Genomic DNA, 15,648 nt, shown 5'->3' on the forward strand with positions numbered 1-15,648 from the left:
TGAACGGCCTGGGTGAACAACCCGGGTGATCCGAAGGGCTCGTCCGAGGGGAACGGAAACGATCGAGGGGCGACCCCGGTACGGGCCCACCCCTCGATCGTCGTGCCGTTCTTCTATGTTCCTTTGTGTCTCGGCCTGCTGTGTCCCGGCCCGTGCCTCAGCCGATCCTCGCGAACCAGATACGAACCAGATGCGGATCGGATGCGGATCAGATGAGGCGCAGGATCGCGGTGCGCAGGCGGGCCGAGGCACGCTCCGCATCGCGCTCGGCGCGCCGGAGGCGCTGGAGACCGGCCGCCCTGCGATGTTCCTCCGCCTCGCGGTGGAGGGTTTGTATTCGGTCCCGGACCAGTTCTTGGTGCATAGACGACAGGTCGAGGCCGCTGGTGGAGAGGTAGCTCATCGGAGTGATCCTTTCGAGGAACGTTCTGTGGTGGTCGATCGGGTTCTCGGTGGTACCGGTCGGTGACCGGGTCGTTCAGGCAGCGACCGGGTTCTTGCGCGGACGCCCGCGCGGACGCTTCCGGGGGACGATCGCCCCACGCAGGACGAGCTCGCCACCCCAGACCCCCCACGGCTCCTCGCGCTCCAGAGCGCGAGCCAGGCAGGCCTCACGGATCGGGCAGCCCCCGCAGAGCGCCTTGGCGAACTCCACGTCCTCCGGAGACTCGGCGAACCACAGGTCGGGGTCGGTACGACAGGGGATTGTGGCTTCGTCGATCAGGTCCATGACCGTCTGGGCCCCCATCTGTTTCACCTCTCAGCTAGGCGTTGATCTTTGGTTACCTCTTGGGGTGGGGGTCAGGAACGACGCGGACAAACAAGAAGGCCGCGGATCCTGGTGCGGATCCGCGGCCTGAAGGCTTTTTTCCTCGGTCAGGTCATGACCGGAGGATGCCCCCAGGGTTGCGGACCGCGCAGTCCACCGTTTCCGATGTGCTGGGTCATTGCTGCGTAGCTGTCGCCCACCCGGGTCTCGGCAGCCGGGACGAACGCCACCGGCTTGACCGTCGCCGGAGCGGCCGTCGCCGGGAAGGCGGCGGGCGTGGCCCAGCGTCGGGCTTCGATCTGGAAGTGGGCAGAATCGTCCTGCGAGACCGGAGCTGCCGCACCGACGGTGAGGAGGGTCCGGACGGCGCAGGGCAGAACGGTGTTACGGCGCGAGGAAGCGAGTCCCATCTGGGACGGCATCAGGATGCTTTTCACAGCGGACTCACCTCCATTCGTTGATCGTCGGACAGTAGAGCCCGACTTGCATGACCATGACCCTAAACCCCTGCCGGGGAAGTGGGCAACATATTTTCTACCTGCGGTGTTGCGACTATCTCACGCGAATCATGGCCTCCTGAACTACCGACACGGCCAGGTCTCCGGACCGGGTGAACATCTCGCCCCTGGCGAGTCCCCGCGCCGCCCCCGACCACGGCGACTCCTGGGCGTAGAGCACCCACTCGTCCACCCGGATGGGGCGGTGGAACCACATCGCGTGGTCCAGCGAGGCGCCGGAGAGGTTGGAGGCGCCCCACGCCAGGCCGTGGGTGAGCAGCACGGTGTCGACGAGCGTGAAGTCGGAGGCGTAGGCGGCCAGCACGACGTGCAGCAGCGGGTCGTCGGGCAGCTCGGCGTCGTAGCGGAACCAGACGTTGGTCTTGGAGCCGCGCAGCTCCGGGTCGCGGTGGGCCTCCCAGGTGAGGGGGGTCACGTAGCGGGCGTCCACCGGCCTGGGCTTGGCGAGCCACTCGCGCATCGGCGAGTCGTTCCCCACGACCTGGAGCATCCGGTCCCGGAAGAGCGGCAGGGTCTCGGGGTCGACCACCTCGGGCATGGTGGTCGCCTGGTGCTCGACGCTGGTCTCGGTCACGTGGAAGGAGGCCGACATGGTGAATATCGCCTTGCCGTGCTGGACGGCCACCACCCGCCGGGTGGTGAAGGATCGGCCGTCGCGGACCCGTTCGACGTTGTAGACGATCGGGATGGCCGGGTCGCCCGGCCGGATGAAGTAGGCGTGCAGCGAGTGGACGTTCCGGTCGTCGGGCACCGTCCGGCCCGCGGCGACCAGGGCCTGGGCGGCCACCTGGCCGCCGAAGACACGCTGGATACGCTCCTCGGGGCTGCGGCCCCGGAAGATGTCGAGCTCGATCTGCTCCAGGTCGAGCAGGTCCAGAAGCTCCTTGAGCGCCTCGTTCACGCGTCCTCCGTCCGGTTCGCGGCGTTGCGGCACAGTTCGAGCACCGCTTCGCCGTAGCGATCCAGTTTGACGCGTCCTATTCCGGTGATCGCCAGCAGGTCCCGTTCCGAGAGGGGGGCCCGCTCGGCGATGGCCTGGAGGGTGATGTCGGTGAAGACGGCCCACTGCGGCAGCTTCTCGTTCTTCGACACCGCCGTACGCCAGGTCTTGAGCTCGTCGAGCAGCCTCTCGTCGTGGTCGGCGGGGCAGGTGGCGCACCTGCCGAGCTTCTGCTCGGTGGCGACGGCCAGGGTCTTGCCGCAGACCCGGCAGCTGATCGGCGAGGCGACCTGGCGGCGCTCCGGCGGGGAGGACCCGGCGCGGCCCTTCTGCGCGGAGCGGCCCTGGGGGGAACGGCCGGTGAGCCCGTCCAGGAAACTGGACGGCCTGCGGGAGCGCCGGCCCCCCGGGGAGCGCGCCAGCGCCCAGGAGAGCGCCAGGTGGGCGCGGGCCCGGGTGATGCCGACGTACAGCAGCCGGCGCTCCTCCTCGATCTGCTCGGGCGTCTCGGCATAGACGATCGGCAGCATGCCCTCGGTGACGCCGACCAGGAAGACCGCGTCCCACTCCAGGCCCTTGGCGGCGTGCAGCGAGGCGAGGGTGACCCCCTCCACCGGTGGCGCGTGCTGCTCGCTGGCCCGGCGCTCCAGCTCGGCCACGAACGCCGGCAGGTCCGCCCCGGAGGCGGCCATGTCCTCGGCGAGGTCGGCCAGGGCCTTGAGCGACTCCCACTTCTCCCGGGCCTTGCCGCCTCCGGGGGGCTGGGGGGTGAGGCCGATGCCGGACAGGATGTGGTGCACGGTCGAGGCGAGGGTGTCCCCGGGTTCGGCCGAGCGGGCGGCGCCGCGCAGCAGCACGACCGCCTGGCGCACCTCGGGGCGTTCGAAGAACCGGTCGGCGCCGCGCAGCACGTACGGCAGACCGGCCTTGGCGAAAGCCTGCTCGTAGGCCTCGGACTGGGCGTTGACCCGGAAGAGCACGGCGATCTCGCGGGTGGGCACCCCGGTGTCGGCGAGCTTGCGCACCGCGCGGGCCACCCCCTCGGCCTCGGCGGTCTCGTCGTCGTACTCGGTGAAGACCGGCTCGGGGCCGTCCGGGCGCTGGGCGATCAGGGCGAGCTTGTGCGGGGTGCGTGCCCTGTCGAGCACCCGGTTGGCCAGCGAGACGACCTGGGGGGTGGAGCGGTAGTCGCGGACCAGCCTGATCACGGTGGCGTCGGGGTACTCGACCGGGAAGCCGGTCAGGTAGCGGGTGGTCGCGCCGGTGAAGGAGTAGATCGTCTGGTTGGGGTCGCCGACCACGCACAGGTCGTCGCGTCCGCCGAGCCAGGTGTCGAGCAGCAGCTTCTGCAGCGGGTTGACGTCCTGGTACTCGTCGACCACGAAGTAGCGGTACTGCTGGCGGATCTGCGAGGCGACCTCGCGGTGCTCGGTCATCACCGCGGCGGTGAGCTCCAGGATGGTCTCGAAGTCGACCAGGTGCCGGTCGCGGCGGAGGTTCTCGTACTCCTCGTAGAGCCGGACGACCTCCTCGACCGCGACGGGCGGCGTCCGCCCGGCCTTCTTGGCCGCGGCCACGTAGTCCTCGGGGCCGATCTGGGTGACCTTGGCCCACTCGATCTCCGAGGCGATGTCCCGCAGCTCCGAGCGGTCCTGGTTCCTGCGCAGGGAGCGGCAGGCGTCGATCAGCAGCGGCAGCTTCGACTCGATCACCCTCGGCGGGTCCCCGCCGATGACGCGCGGCCAGAAGTAGGTGAGCTGGCGCAGCGCCGCGGCGTGGAAGGTGCGCGCCTGCACGCCCGGCGTGCCGAGCTGCCGCAGCCGCTGGCGGAGCTCGCCGGCCGCGCGTGTGGTGAACGTCACGGCCAGCACGCCCTGGGGGTCGACCACCCCGCTGCGGACCGCGTGCGCGATGCGGTGGGTGATGGCGCGGGTCTTGCCCGTGCCCGCTCCGGCGAGGACGCAGACCGGCCCGCGGACGGCTTCGGCCACCTCACGCTGCTCGGGGTCCAGTGCCGCCAGGACGTCGTCGGGCTCCACGGAGGCTCCTTCACGCAGTCGGACACACGCGGTCGGACGGACCGGGCGGCCCCATCCTCCCAGCCACCGGTCGGCACCGCTCATTCTGGCAACACGCCGCCGTCAACCTATGTGGTTCGCCGAGATGCACAAAGCACGTCCTTTGCTCCACAATGGGGGCTGATTGCTCCCAGGGAAGGAAAAAAGGCCCGTGCGAACTGGGGTAACCGCGGGTGCGCTCGCTCTCGCGGCGGTGATGCTCGGACCCGCGGTGATGCACACGACCGCGCACGCCCACACGACCGCCGCTCCGGCCCGGCTGGACGGCGCGACCACCGCCACCGGCACGAGGACGCCCGTGACCGGCCCGACGTCCCCGACCGGCATGGTCTCCGCGACCCGGAGCACCGTGACCGCGGCCCGGGGTGACGCGGGCGACCGGCGCACGGCCCGCGGCGCCGGAACCGGGACCGGGAGCCGGGAGAGCACCGGCGACGAGGCCGGACGCGGTGCGACGGGCGGCGCCCGCACCGGCGGGGCCGCGGAGCGCACCCCCACGCCGACCCCGACCCCCACCGCGACGGCCACGCCCGACCCGTCGAGCCAGGGCACCGTCGTCGACACCGTCTCCTACGGCCCGCACCCCCGCCAGCGGATGGACGTCTGGTACCAGTCCGACGAGATCAAGCGGCCCGCCGTCTTCCTCATCCACGGCGGCTGGTGGTCCTCGGGCGACAAGAAGTACATGACGGAGATCAGCCGGAGCTACGCCGAGCAGGGCTACGTCGTCTTCAACCTCAACTACCGCCTGTCCGGCGACGCCTCCTGGCCGGCCCAGCGCACCGACACCCTGGACGCCGTCGCCACGGCGCGCAGGCACGCGGCGCTGTGGTCCTTCGACCCGAACAACTACGTGATCATCGGTTTCTCCGCGGGGGGTCACCTGGCCACCGCGGCGGGCACCTACAAGAGCCGCCCGCGGGGCCTGCGGGGCGTGGTCGGCATCTCCCCGGTCGTCTCCCCGCTCACCGCGTACACCGAGGGCGCCGACACCTTCGACCTGAACAAGCGCAGGCTGCGCGAGGCCGCCATCAAGCTCGCCGGAGGCTGCGAGCCCACCGGCAGGTGCGCCAAGGTCTGGTCCAGCATGGAGGTGCCCTGGCACGCGAGCCGGGGCGACGCACCCATGCTGGTGGTGCACTCGGAGGACGAGTTCGTGTCGCCCGAGCACGGCAACCAGCTCAAGGAGCACCTGCGCCCGTTCGGCGTGCCGGTGACGGTGCTCACCGAACCGGGCATCGAGCACAGCGCTCCCCTGTACCGGTTGCCGGGCGTGGCCGAGCAGACTCAGGAGTGGGTCGCGCAGAAGCTTCTCGCTTCGGGAAGCTGAACGCCTCTCACGTTGTTGGCAATGGCGCCGGACATCACACGAGGGGATTTCTCAGACATGGCGCTGACTGTGTACACCACCACCTGGTGCGGTCCCTGCAAGCGGCTGAAGAGCCAGCTGGGCCGCGAGGGCATCGCCTTCACCGAGGTCGACATCGACAGTGACCCCGACGCCGCCTCGTTCGTCATGAGCGTCAACAACGGCAACCAGACCGTGCCCACCGTGGTGGTGGACTCCCCCACCGGGCGGATCGTCAGGACCAACCCCTCGGTGATCGAGCTCAAGCGCATCCTGGCGGGCGCGGGCGTGTAGCCGCCCGGCACCGACGCCTCCGGCCCCGGACCGCGGACGCACCCCGTCCTCGCGGACACCGGGGCCCTCGCGTGTCCGGATCCTGCGAGGTCGCTCGAATACGCGGACGGCCGGGCCGTACGGACGACGGCCGGGCCGTACGGACGTCCAGGGCCCAAGGGGACCGGTGGGCGAGGGTCACCAGTCGCCGTGCAGCGGCTCTCCGTACCAGGTCTCGATGAGCCTGCGGGCGATCGAGAGCGAGGACGGCAGGCGGACCTCGCCGCTCTCCAGCGCGGCCAGCAGCTCGGCGCGGCTGAACCAGTGCGCCTCGGCGATCTCCTCGGGCTCCAGGACGAACTCCGTCGTCGTGGCCCGCGCGAAGAAGCCGATCATCAGGCTGCGCGGGAAGGGCCAGGGCTGGCTGCCCATGTAGCGCGCGTCGACCACGCGCACGCCGACCTCCTCGGCCACCTCGCGGGCCACGGCGTGCTCCAGCGACTCTCCCGGCTCGACGAACCCGGCCAGCACCGACAGCCGCCCCTCGGGCCACTGCGGCCCCCTGGCCAGCAGGCACCGGTCCCGGTCGTCGTGGATCAGCATGATCACCGCGGGGTCGACCCGGGGGAAGTGCTGGCTGCCGTCGGCGGGGCAGACGCGGACGTGCCCGCCCGCCCGCACCTCGGTGCGGCTCCCGCAGCGGGGGCAGAACTCGTGGGTGGAGTGCCATGCCTCCAGGGCGACCGCGTACACCAGCAGCCCGGCGTCCAGATCGCCCAGCAGCGAGCCGACCTGCCGGAGCCCGGCCGCGGAGACCTCTCCCCGCCCGGCGGGGAGCGCGGCGGCGAGCCGGTCGAGAAGGGCGGGACCGGAGCCTGTGGCGCCCGGGGGGGCCACGGCGAAGTAGGCGACCTGCTCGGCGTCCACGCCGAGCAGGTAGCGCTCCCCCTCGGGCGCCTCGGCCGGGGGCAGCAGCACCAGCCCGGCCTCCTCGCCCTCGCGGCGGACCAGGGCCCGCCCGTCGTCGACGACCACGACCCTGGTCGCCCCGTCCGCCCAGGCCCGCTCCAGCCATCCGGCGTCACCGCGGAACGCGGCCGACCGGTCGATGGCGGTGCGTGCGAGCAGCAGGGGGCCGAGCAGTCCTTCTTGTGCGGTGATCTCCACGCCGTTCCGTCCTCCCGAACCGAGTGCACATCCTATGCGCCGTGACCGGCCCTGCCCCGCGGCCCGTTCGGGTAGCCTCCCTCCCGACGGATCCCGTACGCGCCACGGCGACCGGCCGCTCCCGTCCGGTCCCGCCCCGCCCCGCCCCGCCGCGAGAGGACCGCCTCGGGGAAGGAGCGTCCCCGTGGGAAGGCCGCTCCCGCGCGAGGACCGGCCCGCGGTGGGCACCGGGACGCGCGTCTCCACCGGCACGGCGTACAGGGATGCAGGAAGACCCCGATAGGCGGGCGACACGGGTATACACGGTCAATACCCCGGTCCCCCGTACGCGATGATCGCCGTCTGACTAGGATGCGGACGGTTAGGTTAGCCTTACCTGATATGGGGTGTCTGCATTGCGGCTGTACCTCACCGCGCTGAAACCGACGGACTCGGTGACCGACGGTTTCCTACCGGCGGCACGCGCGCTCGGCTGCGAGGTCACCATCCTCACCGACCGTCCCGGGCACCACCGCGACGCCGGGACGGAGGTGCTCCACTGCGACGTACGGGACCCGCGAGCGGTGATCGACACGGTCGCGCACCACGTCCCCCCGGACGCGATCTTCTCCAACTCCGACCACATCCAGGCCGAGACCGCGCTCGCGGCGGCCTACTTCGACCTCCCGGCCAAGGACTGGCGGGCCTGCGTCGACACCAAGAACAAGGCGCTCACCCGGCGGAGGCTGGCCGCGGCCGGGGTCGAGAGCGTGTGGTCCCGGCGACTGGGACCGGCCGACCCGCTGCCCGGCGACCCGCCCTTCCCCGCCGTCGTCAAGCCCCGCGAGGGCGTGGCCAGCGAGGACGTGGTGCTGGTCCGGGACGCGGACGAGCTCACCGAGGCCGTGGCGGGGATCAGGGCACGGCGGCCCGGCGAGGCGCTGGTCGTGGAGGAGTACCTCGACGGGCCGCTGCACACCATGGAGACGCTCGGCGACGGCGAGCGGATCGAGGTGCTCGGCGGTTTCCGCACCGTCCTGGGCCCGCTGCCGCACTTCGTGGAGGAACGGCTGGACTGGGAGCCGCCTCCCGGCCGCGACCACGTGCTGCGGGCCCTGGAGGCGCTGGGGGTGGGGCTGGGCGCCTGCCACACCGAGTACGTGATGACCCGGCGGGGACCGCGGATCGTGGAGGTCAACTACCGGGTGATCGGCGACCACTGCGAGTTCCTGCTCGCGGACCTGCTGGGCGTGCCGCTGTTCGAGCTGATCCTCGGCGTCCATCTCGGGTCGGGGCTGCCGGCTCCCGGCCGGGCCCGGGGGCACGGGACCGCGCTGAGCCTGGTCGCCGGGCGGCCGGGGACCGTGGCCGCGGCCCCCGGGACGGTCGTCCCCGCGGGCGGCGAACCGGTCAGGGTCTGGCACCGGCCGCTGCGCGCCGTGGGCGACCGGATCGAGCCGAACCACACCAACCGCGACTACCTGGGGATCGTCCGCGCGATCGGGCCGGACCGGGCGAGCGTGGACGCGGCCATCGCGGGCTTCACCACCGCGAACCCGTGGGTGATCGCATGACCGGTTCCGGCCAGGGACCCGCCTCCCCCGCCGGTGCCGTCACCGGCCCCGGCCCCGGCCCGGGGTCAGGCTTCGGCTCGAAGTCCGGCCTCGGTTCGGGTGCTGGCTTCGGCCCGAGGCCCGGCCTCGGCTCGGGTCCCGAGATCGGCTCAGGTCCCCGCCTCGGCCCGGGGTCCGGCCCGGTGAGCCCGCGGGAGCCGTACCTGGCGGCCCGGGTGCTGAACGCGCTGCTGCGCGAGGACTACGGCGGCCTGGCCGGGCGGATGACCCGCGGCAAGGACGGGGTCGCGCTGCTGCTGCCCGGGGGCAGGCGGGTGCGGCTGGTCCCGGGCTCGCTGTTCCAGGACTTCGTGACGGCCCCGCAGGAGGCGCTGCGCCTGGAGGAGGTGCTGCACGCGCTGCGGGAGGTCTCCGCCCCGGCCGACGCCCCCGGGGTGGAGTCGTTCGTCCGGGAGTGCCGTGAGGCGCTGCGCGCTCTGGACCTGCACGACGCCCGGCGCGAGGAGGTGCTCGCCCGGCTGACCCCCGTTCCCGGCGGCACGACCGCCACCGGGGGCACGCGGTACGAGACGCTGGCCGCCTTCGTCGACCACCCGGTCTACCCGACGGCCCGCTGCCGGTTCGGGCTGTCCGACGAGGAGCTGGTGGCGTACGCGCCGGAGTTCGCGCCCGTCTTCGCGCTGCGCTGGGCCGCGGTGCCGCGCGAGCGGCTGACCGGGGCGGAGGTCCCGTGCGCGCCCGTCTTCGAGGCCGTCGGGCTCGCGCCGGGCCTCGCGCGGACGCACGCGCTGTTCCCCGTGCACCCGCTGACGATCGGCGAGGTCGGGCAGGTCGGGTGGGCGGTCGTGGCGCCGGAGGCGTACCTGGAGGTCAGGCCCACGCTGTCGATGCGCACGGTCGAGGTCTCGCCGGGCACGTACCTGAAGCTGCCGCTGGCCACCAGCACGCTCGGGCTGCGCAACCGGAGGTCGATCAGGCCCGGCACGCTGGCCGACGGGGCACGGGCCGAGCTGCTGCTGCGCGCCATGCCCGACCCGCGGGTGTTGCTGGCCGACGAGCAGACCTACGGCCATGCCGGGCACGAGTACCTGGGCTGGCTGCTGCGGCGCCACCCCGCAGGGGAGGCCGTCACGGTCGCGGCGCTGCCGGCACCGCTGCCCGGGGGCGGGACGGTCGTGGAGGAGCTGGCCGGGCGGTGGTGCGGAGGGGACGTCGCCGGGCTGCTCGGTGAGTACCTGCGGGTCCTGTTCGGCTACCACGTGCGCCTCTTCGTCAGGTACGGCACCGCGCTGGAGGCCCACCAGCAGAACCTCTCGCTGGTGTTCGGACCGGCCGTCGGCTCTCCCCTGCCCGGCTCCGGCGTCCCGGCGTCCCGCGAACCGGCCCTCGGCGCACCGGAACCGGACCCCCGCGGACCGCTCTCCCGTGGACCGCTCTTTCGCGGACCGGGGCGTGACACCGGGCCCGGCGGCGTGGGCGGTGGCCTGGCCGGGGTGCTCGTCAAGGACAACGACGGCCTGCTCACCTCGCCCGAACGGCTGCGGGACGCGGGCCTGGCGGTGCCGGACTTCACCGATCCCCGGATGCTGACCGACGATCCGCACGCGCTGGCCGACATGTTCGTGACCATCACCCTGCACCTGGCCGCCGCGGCCCCGGTGTTCGGCGCGCTGGCGCCGCGCCCGGCCTTCGAGCTGGTCCGCGGGACGCTGGCCGAGGCGCTCGACGAGTACGGGGAGGACCCGATGGCCAGGCTGCTGCGGGCCAGGACCCTGGACGCCGCCCGGCTCGTCGGGAAGTCGATGGTCACGGCCGGGACCCTGGTGGACAAGGCGCGCACCGGCGCGCGCGACGTGAACAAGTTCTACGGCACAAGCGGGCCGAACTACCTGCGCCAGCCGCCCCAGGCCGCACCGGCCACGACCACGCGAAGGACGTCATGACCAGCCTCGCCCTCGACTCCCCGGCGTCCGTCGCCGAGGAGGCCTCACTCGCCGCGCTGCTGCGCTGCTGCGTGCGGGAGATCTCGGGACCCCGCGGCCAGGTCGAGTACACCCGGCCGTACGTGCTGCTGCGCGTCGCCGGCACCCTGCTGCGCGTCCGCGCGCACGGCGGCCTGGCGCTGCGCTTCGACGGGCGGGCCGAGTGGCTGGAGAACGGCTCCTGGCAGCCGCTCTCGGCGGAGAGGCTCGTGCGGCTGGTGGAGAGCGAGCTCGGCGAGGACAACGACGAGTTCGCCTCCCAGGTGGCCGAGAGCAGGGACGTCATGACCACGCTGCTCGCGGCGCGGCGGGACGCGCCGCCGCCCGCCGATCCGTGGCTGGCCTCGGAGCAGGCGCTGGTCTTCGGGCACCCGTTCCATCCCAGCCCCAAGGCGCGCGGCGGCGACGGCTGGCTGCGGTACGCGCCCGAGGCGCACGCGAGCTTCCCGCTGCGGCTGCTGGGGGTCAGGAGGGACGTGCTGGCCGGTGCCGGTGACACGAGCTCCCTGGACGCGCTCGGCCAGGCGCCGCCGGGCTACGCGCTGCTGCCCGCGCACCCCTGGCAGCTGGAGCTGCTCGCCGCGGACCTGGCCGCGCCGCTGGCCGACGGCCGCCTGATCGACCTGGGCGAGGGCTCCCGCAGGGCGGTCCCCACCTCGTCGGTCCGCACGGTCTACGAGCCGCTGATCGACCGGTGCCTGAAGTTCAGCCTGGACGTGCGGATCACCAACTGCCTGCGGAAGAACTCCTGGTACGAGCTGGCCGGGGCGGTCGAGCTGAGCCGCCGCCTCGAACCGGTCTTCCGGGACCTGTCGGCCGCCTTCCCGGGCACCCGCTGGCTGCCCGAGCCGGGCTACCGCTCAGCCGCCCTGGGCACCCGGCTGCTGGAGGGGCTGGGGGTGATCGTCCGGGTCGCGCCGTGGTCGGTCTGCCGACCGGGGGTGACCCCGCTGCTCAGCGGTGCCCTGGCCGCGGCCGGGCATCCGGTGGCCGACCCGGTGGGCTGGTGGCGGGCGTACGTGGAGCGCGTGGCGCCGCCGGTGCTGGAGGCCTACCTCGGCCACGGCGTGGTGCTCGAACCCCACCTGCAGAACGTCCTGATCGGCGTGGACGCGGCGGGCCTGCCGGTGGAGGCGGTCTTCCGCGACCTGGAGGGGACCAAGCTCGTCGCCGGGCGGCACGAGGTGTCCGGGCTGCCCGGCCGGGTCGCCGAGGCGCTCACCTACGACCCGGCCGCCGGGTGGGACCGGGTGGTCTACTGCCTGATGGTCAACCACCTCCCCGAGATCGCCGCCTCCCTCACCGAAACCGCTCCGGGCTCCGGGGACGGGGACGGGCCGGGCGACGGGGACCGGGACGGGAACGGGCTCGGACGCGAGCTGTGGGCGGTGGCCCGGGAGGTGCTGGCCGGGTACGCCGGGTCCCGCGGGTGGCCCCGGCCGGTGGCGGACCTGCTCTCCGGCAGGCCGCTTCCGGCCAAGGCCAACCTGTCGGTCAGGTGGGCCCGCTCGGCGGACCGCTCGGCCGGGTACGTACCGGTCGCGAACCCGCTGCCCCCGTTCTGACCGGTACCGGTCGCGGACCCACCGGTGCCGTCCCGAACGCACGAGTGCCCGGTCACGGGCCCATCGGTGCCGTTCCGGGCGCACGGGTCCCGGTCGTGAGTGCGGGCGCTCTTCCGGGGGTGCGGAGAGGGGGCGGCCGCGGTGCGCGCGCCGCCGCCCCCTGCCCTCCCCGTCCGCGGCGGGGTCAGTGGGAGTGAACCTCCAGCTCGTAGAGGGAGTAGCCGTTCGAGGTGCCGCGGGTGACGCCCTGGACGCGCACGTAGCGCGCCTGGACCGGGGCGAACGTCACGTTGTCGACGCCGCCGTTCCCGCCGGTGACCGAGCGGACCGTGGTCCAGGCCGAGCCGTCGGCGGAGGTCTGGATCGAGTACGCCGACCCGTAGGCCGCCTCCCAGCGCAGCACCGCCCTGGACACGGTCGCGTTCGATCCCAGGTCGACCTGGAGGTACTGGTCGTCACTGGACGAGCTGGACCAGCGGGTCCTGGGGTCGCCGTCGACGGCCCGGCTCGCCGGGTGGAAGAGCTGGCTGCTGGAGGCCCTGGCGCTCTTGCCCTGGGCGAGGTTGGCGATCGCGTCGCCCCGGTGCGCAGGGAACGACACGACCTCCTGGTAGGTCGGCCGGTTCTGCCAGGAGATCAGCGAGTGCTTGATGCCGCCGAGCGGGGAGTGCTCGATGGCGTCGGAGCACCACTGGTCGCCCGCGGAGCAGACGTCGTCGGCCGGGTAGGTCGTCGCCGCGGGCTCGGCGAGCGCCGCCGACAGGCTCTCCAGCAGCACGGTGCGGCAGCCCGCGACGGTGCCGCCCCCGCAGTACCTGGCGGGCAGCGGCCCGGAGACCTGGTCCCCGAGCACCGCGCGCACGTCCTTGCTCACGTATCCCCACCAGCCGTACTGGAACGCCGAGCCCTTGTGCGCCTGGGCCTCGTTGGCGGAGGCGGGGAACGAGGACACGTCACCCTGCTGGTGGCCCGAGGGCGACTCGTTGATCTGCAGGGCGTTGACCAGCGACTGGTAGAGGCCGTCTCCCAGGCCGGGCCTGAACTGGGCCCGGACCAGCTTCGGCCACCACGCGTCGAACGCGCGGATCGCCTCGGCGTGGGCGTAGTTCTTGCTGCCCGGTGAGGTCTCCACCCGCTTGGCGCCGGACGCGGCCCAGGCCGACAGCTTGGAGACCGTCGAGGCCAGGGCCGGGTCGGTCACCGCGGCGCTGCCCAGGACCCGCAGCAGGTCGGGCAGGACCCTGGTGCCGCGCAGGTCGGTCACGGCGGCCTCCGCCATGATCTTCACGGTGCCCGCCTTGTCGAGCTTGCCGGCACCGGCCAGCGCAGCCTTGACGGGCCGGTCCAGCAGGTCGGCCCGGTGGACGGGACCGAAGCTGAAGTTGCCGTCCGCGGCGCCGTAGTCCTTGGCCTGCTTGTTGTTCCAGCTGACGAAGTAGTCCTGGCCGGCCGACTGCGGATGGGTGGAGGCGGGGGTGTAGGTCGCGGTGTTGGTGGCGGGGTCGAAGCCCGCCCACTCGTGCGCCGTGTCGGCCGTCATCGGCAGGTTCGGGTCGGAGACCGCGGACCTGACCGGGGTGTTGCCCGACATGAAGTACGCCGCGTCGCGGGAGTTGACGTAGAACCAGTTGAACGCGAAGCCGATGGTGGAGGCGGAGTTCATGAACGCCGCCGTGTCGCCCATCTGGCCGGGGTCGTTGAACATCTGGAACCCGATCGCCGAGTCCACCTCGTGCCGGTAGGTGGACCGCAGGGTGGTGAAGGCGGTGGGCCGCCCGCCGACGGTCCCGCGCCAGCTCACCAGGCCGTACCGGGTGCGCTGGACGACCAGGTCGTAGGAGCCCCTGGCGGTGGAGTCGGCGACGGTGGGCTTCCAGGAGTTGGTCTTCCTCAGCGTCTCCATCGCGGTGCAGACGCCCTGGTGGAGGTAGTGGTTCGAGGAGACGGTGGGCGTGCCGCCGCCGGGCTCGCACAGCTGCAGGGCGTAGGTGTCGGTGATGTCCTGGGCGCTGGAGGTGGCGTTCCAGGCATAGTCGGTGCCCCGGCCGAGCAGCACGTAGAGGTTCAGCCCGGCGAAGGCGGCGCCGCGGGCCCGGACGCCGGGTCCGGACAGCTCCTGCAGCATGAGGAGCTGGGGGGCGAAGTAGCCGGTCTGCGGGCCGAACACCGCGATCGGGTGCCCGGTCGAGGACTCGGCGGCCGACACCACCACGGCGTTGGACATGCCGGGCTTGGAGTTGTCGACGAGCAGGCCGTCCATCATGCCCTTGGGGGCGGTGGCCGAGGGGGCGGCCGAGGACGCGGCCGAGCCGGTCTCGTTGGCGGTGATGTCCACCGGTGCCGTGGCCGGGTCGGGAAGCACGACCCCGGTGGCGCCGGACGGCGCGTTCCCCGACGGGAAGCTCTGGCCGTTGTGCAGGGTGAGCGTCGTCTCCGGGTCGTTCTGCGAGCGGAACGCGGTCCAGACCTGGTCGCCGACGGCCGTGCCGTACTTGGCGCGGGCCGCGACGCGGACCAGCGCGGACTGCATCTCGGCGCCGCCGCCACCGCCGAACAGACCGCCGATCACGCCGGAGATCGCCACCAGGTCGGTCATGGTGAAGTCCACCGGCCCGCCCGCGTTGGTGATCGCGTCGAGGTGGCCGGTCAGCACGTACTCGCCGGGGCAGTTGCGGTCCGCCATGCAGCGGTCGATGTAGGCGTTGACACCGCTGATGTAGTTCTGCACGTCGTCGTAGAGCTGGGCGCCCCGCGGGCCGGAGGCCCTGACCCGGTCGATCTGCGCCTGCAGGTCGGCCTCGGTGTAGGGGGCGTTGCGCCAGGCGCTCTGCTCCAGCGCCCGGTTGCCCGGCGCGCCTCCGGCGAACGGGGTCAGCTCGCCGCGTCCGACGTGCCGCATCAGGTCCATCACCCACAGGCGGTCCTGCGCGCCCGCGTACCCGGCGCCGAACATGGTGCCCTCGCGGGTGGTCCCGGTGATGTGCGGGACACCGGTCGCCTTGTCGCGGACGATCGTCACGTCCGGGCGGGGGCTCGTGGTGCTCTCCACCTGTCCTTCGGGGACGCCGAACGAGGCGTCGTTGAAGAAGTCGGAGATCTGCTCGTTCGTCAGGCCGGTGTAGGCCGAGACGAGGTTCGCGTACCGGCCGAGCTGGTCGTCGCTGTGCTTGGGCTTGGTCCCCAGCGCCTGGTGGGCGAGGATCCCGGCCAGGGTCGCGTTGCCGTTCTGCCCGGGGGGCAGGATGTCGGCGCATTCGCCCAGGCAGTAGTCGTCGGGGGGGAGCGAGACGGCGGCCGCCCCCGACGTGGAGGCCGACGCGGACGCCGCCGTGGATCCTGTGGCGGACGCGGCCGTGGACGCCGATGCGGAGGCGGGGACGAGGGGGGATGCCAGCGCGAGGACCAGCAGCAGCGCGGGAGCCGCCGTGATCGTCCGCCTGAGGCGTGCATGCATA

The 15,648-nt window shown here is 72.8% G+C and carries 12 protein-coding genes; 5 read left to right on the forward strand and 7 right to left on the reverse strand.

Features of this window, described 5'->3' with window-relative positions; translation table 11 throughout:
• Positions 1–208 precede the first annotated feature (208 nt).
• The 5 genes from ABD832_RS30880 to ABD832_RS30900 all read right to left on the reverse strand — a co-directional run bounded on the left by ABD832_RS30880 (position 209) and on the right by ABD832_RS30900 (position 4,266).
• On the reverse strand, positions 209–403 hold the full coding sequence (locus ABD832_RS30880) for a hypothetical protein (RefSeq protein ID WP_344902209.1): 195 nt from the start codon (positions 401–403) through the stop codon (positions 209–211).
• Between the two features lie 75 nt (positions 404–478).
• Positions 479–748: a WhiB family transcriptional regulator gene (locus tag ABD832_RS30885; RefSeq protein WP_329085648.1), complete on the reverse strand. Its 270-nt coding sequence runs from the start codon at positions 746–748 to the stop codon at positions 479–481.
• A gap of 128 nt (positions 749–876) precedes the next feature.
• The gene (locus ABD832_RS30890; RefSeq protein ID WP_344902212.1) at positions 877–1,206 is read right to left on the reverse strand and encodes a hypothetical protein; all 330 of its coding nucleotides are present in this window, start codon (positions 1,204–1,206) and stop codon (positions 877–879) included.
• Between the two features lie 115 nt (positions 1,207–1,321).
• Positions 1,322–2,188: an acyl-CoA thioesterase II gene (tesB, locus tag ABD832_RS30895; protein ID WP_344902215.1), complete on the reverse strand. Its 867-nt coding sequence runs from the start codon at positions 2,186–2,188 to the stop codon at positions 1,322–1,324.
• Positions 2,185–4,266 carry an ATP-dependent DNA helicase UvrD2 gene (locus tag ABD832_RS30900; RefSeq protein ID WP_344902218.1) on the reverse strand — a complete coding sequence of 694 codons (2,082 nt, stop codon included), beginning with the start codon at positions 4,264–4,266 and terminating at the stop codon, positions 2,185–2,187. The genes tesB and ABD832_RS30900 overlap by 4 nt, the downstream gene beginning before the upstream one ends.
• A 190-nt stretch (positions 4,267–4,456) precedes the next feature.
• Between ABD832_RS30900 and ABD832_RS30905 the strand changes: the two genes are divergently transcribed.
• A complete protein-coding gene (locus ABD832_RS30905; RefSeq protein ID WP_344902221.1) occupies positions 4,457–5,635 on the forward strand; it encodes an alpha/beta hydrolase in 1,179 nt (392 codons plus the stop codon).
• 57 nt (positions 5,636–5,692) lie between these two features.
• On the forward strand, positions 5,693–5,947 hold the full coding sequence (locus tag ABD832_RS30910; protein ID WP_344902224.1) for a glutaredoxin family protein: 255 nt from the start codon (positions 5,693–5,695) through the stop codon (positions 5,945–5,947).
• Positions 5,948–6,124: 177 nt separating this feature from the next.
• Here the strand turns inward: ABD832_RS30910 and nudC are convergent, their stop codons facing one another.
• A complete protein-coding gene (gene nudC / locus ABD832_RS30915; protein ID WP_344902227.1) occupies positions 6,125–7,093 on the reverse strand; it encodes an NAD(+) diphosphatase in 969 nt (322 codons plus the stop codon).
• 386 nt (positions 7,094–7,479) lie between these two features.
• Between nudC and ABD832_RS30920 the strand changes: the two genes are divergently transcribed.
• Genes ABD832_RS30920 through ABD832_RS30930 form a run of 3 tightly spaced genes read left to right on the forward strand, consistent with a single transcriptional unit; the run spans position 7,480 to position 12,193 of the window.
• Complete coding sequence (locus ABD832_RS30920; RefSeq protein WP_344902230.1) at positions 7,480–8,646, forward strand: siderophore biosynthesis protein; 1,167 nt, start codon at positions 7,480–7,482, stop codon at positions 8,644–8,646.
• Complete coding sequence (locus ABD832_RS30925) at positions 8,643–10,589, forward strand: IucA/IucC family protein (protein WP_344902233.1); 1,947 nt, start codon at positions 8,643–8,645, stop codon at positions 10,587–10,589. The genes ABD832_RS30920 and ABD832_RS30925 overlap by 4 nt, the downstream gene beginning before the upstream one ends.
• Entirely contained in the window at positions 10,586–12,193 is a 1,608-nt protein-coding gene (locus tag ABD832_RS30930) for an IucA/IucC family protein (protein WP_344902236.1), read from the forward strand. The genes ABD832_RS30925 and ABD832_RS30930 overlap by 4 nt, the downstream gene beginning before the upstream one ends.
• Before the next feature lie 184 nt (positions 12,194–12,377).
• Here ABD832_RS30930 and ABD832_RS30935 read toward each other — a convergent pair whose 3' ends face one another.
• Positions 12,378–15,647 carry a penicillin acylase family protein gene (locus ABD832_RS30935; RefSeq protein ID WP_344902239.1) on the reverse strand — a complete coding sequence of 1,090 codons (3,270 nt, stop codon included), beginning with the start codon at positions 15,645–15,647 and terminating at the stop codon, positions 12,378–12,380.
• Position 15,648: the final 1 nt, after the last annotated feature.

The sequence above is a fragment of the Streptosporangium longisporum genome (assembly GCF_039534895.1).
In the GTDB taxonomy this organism is placed as follows: Bacteria; Actinomycetota; Actinomycetes; order Streptosporangiales; family Streptosporangiaceae; genus Streptosporangium; species Streptosporangium longisporum.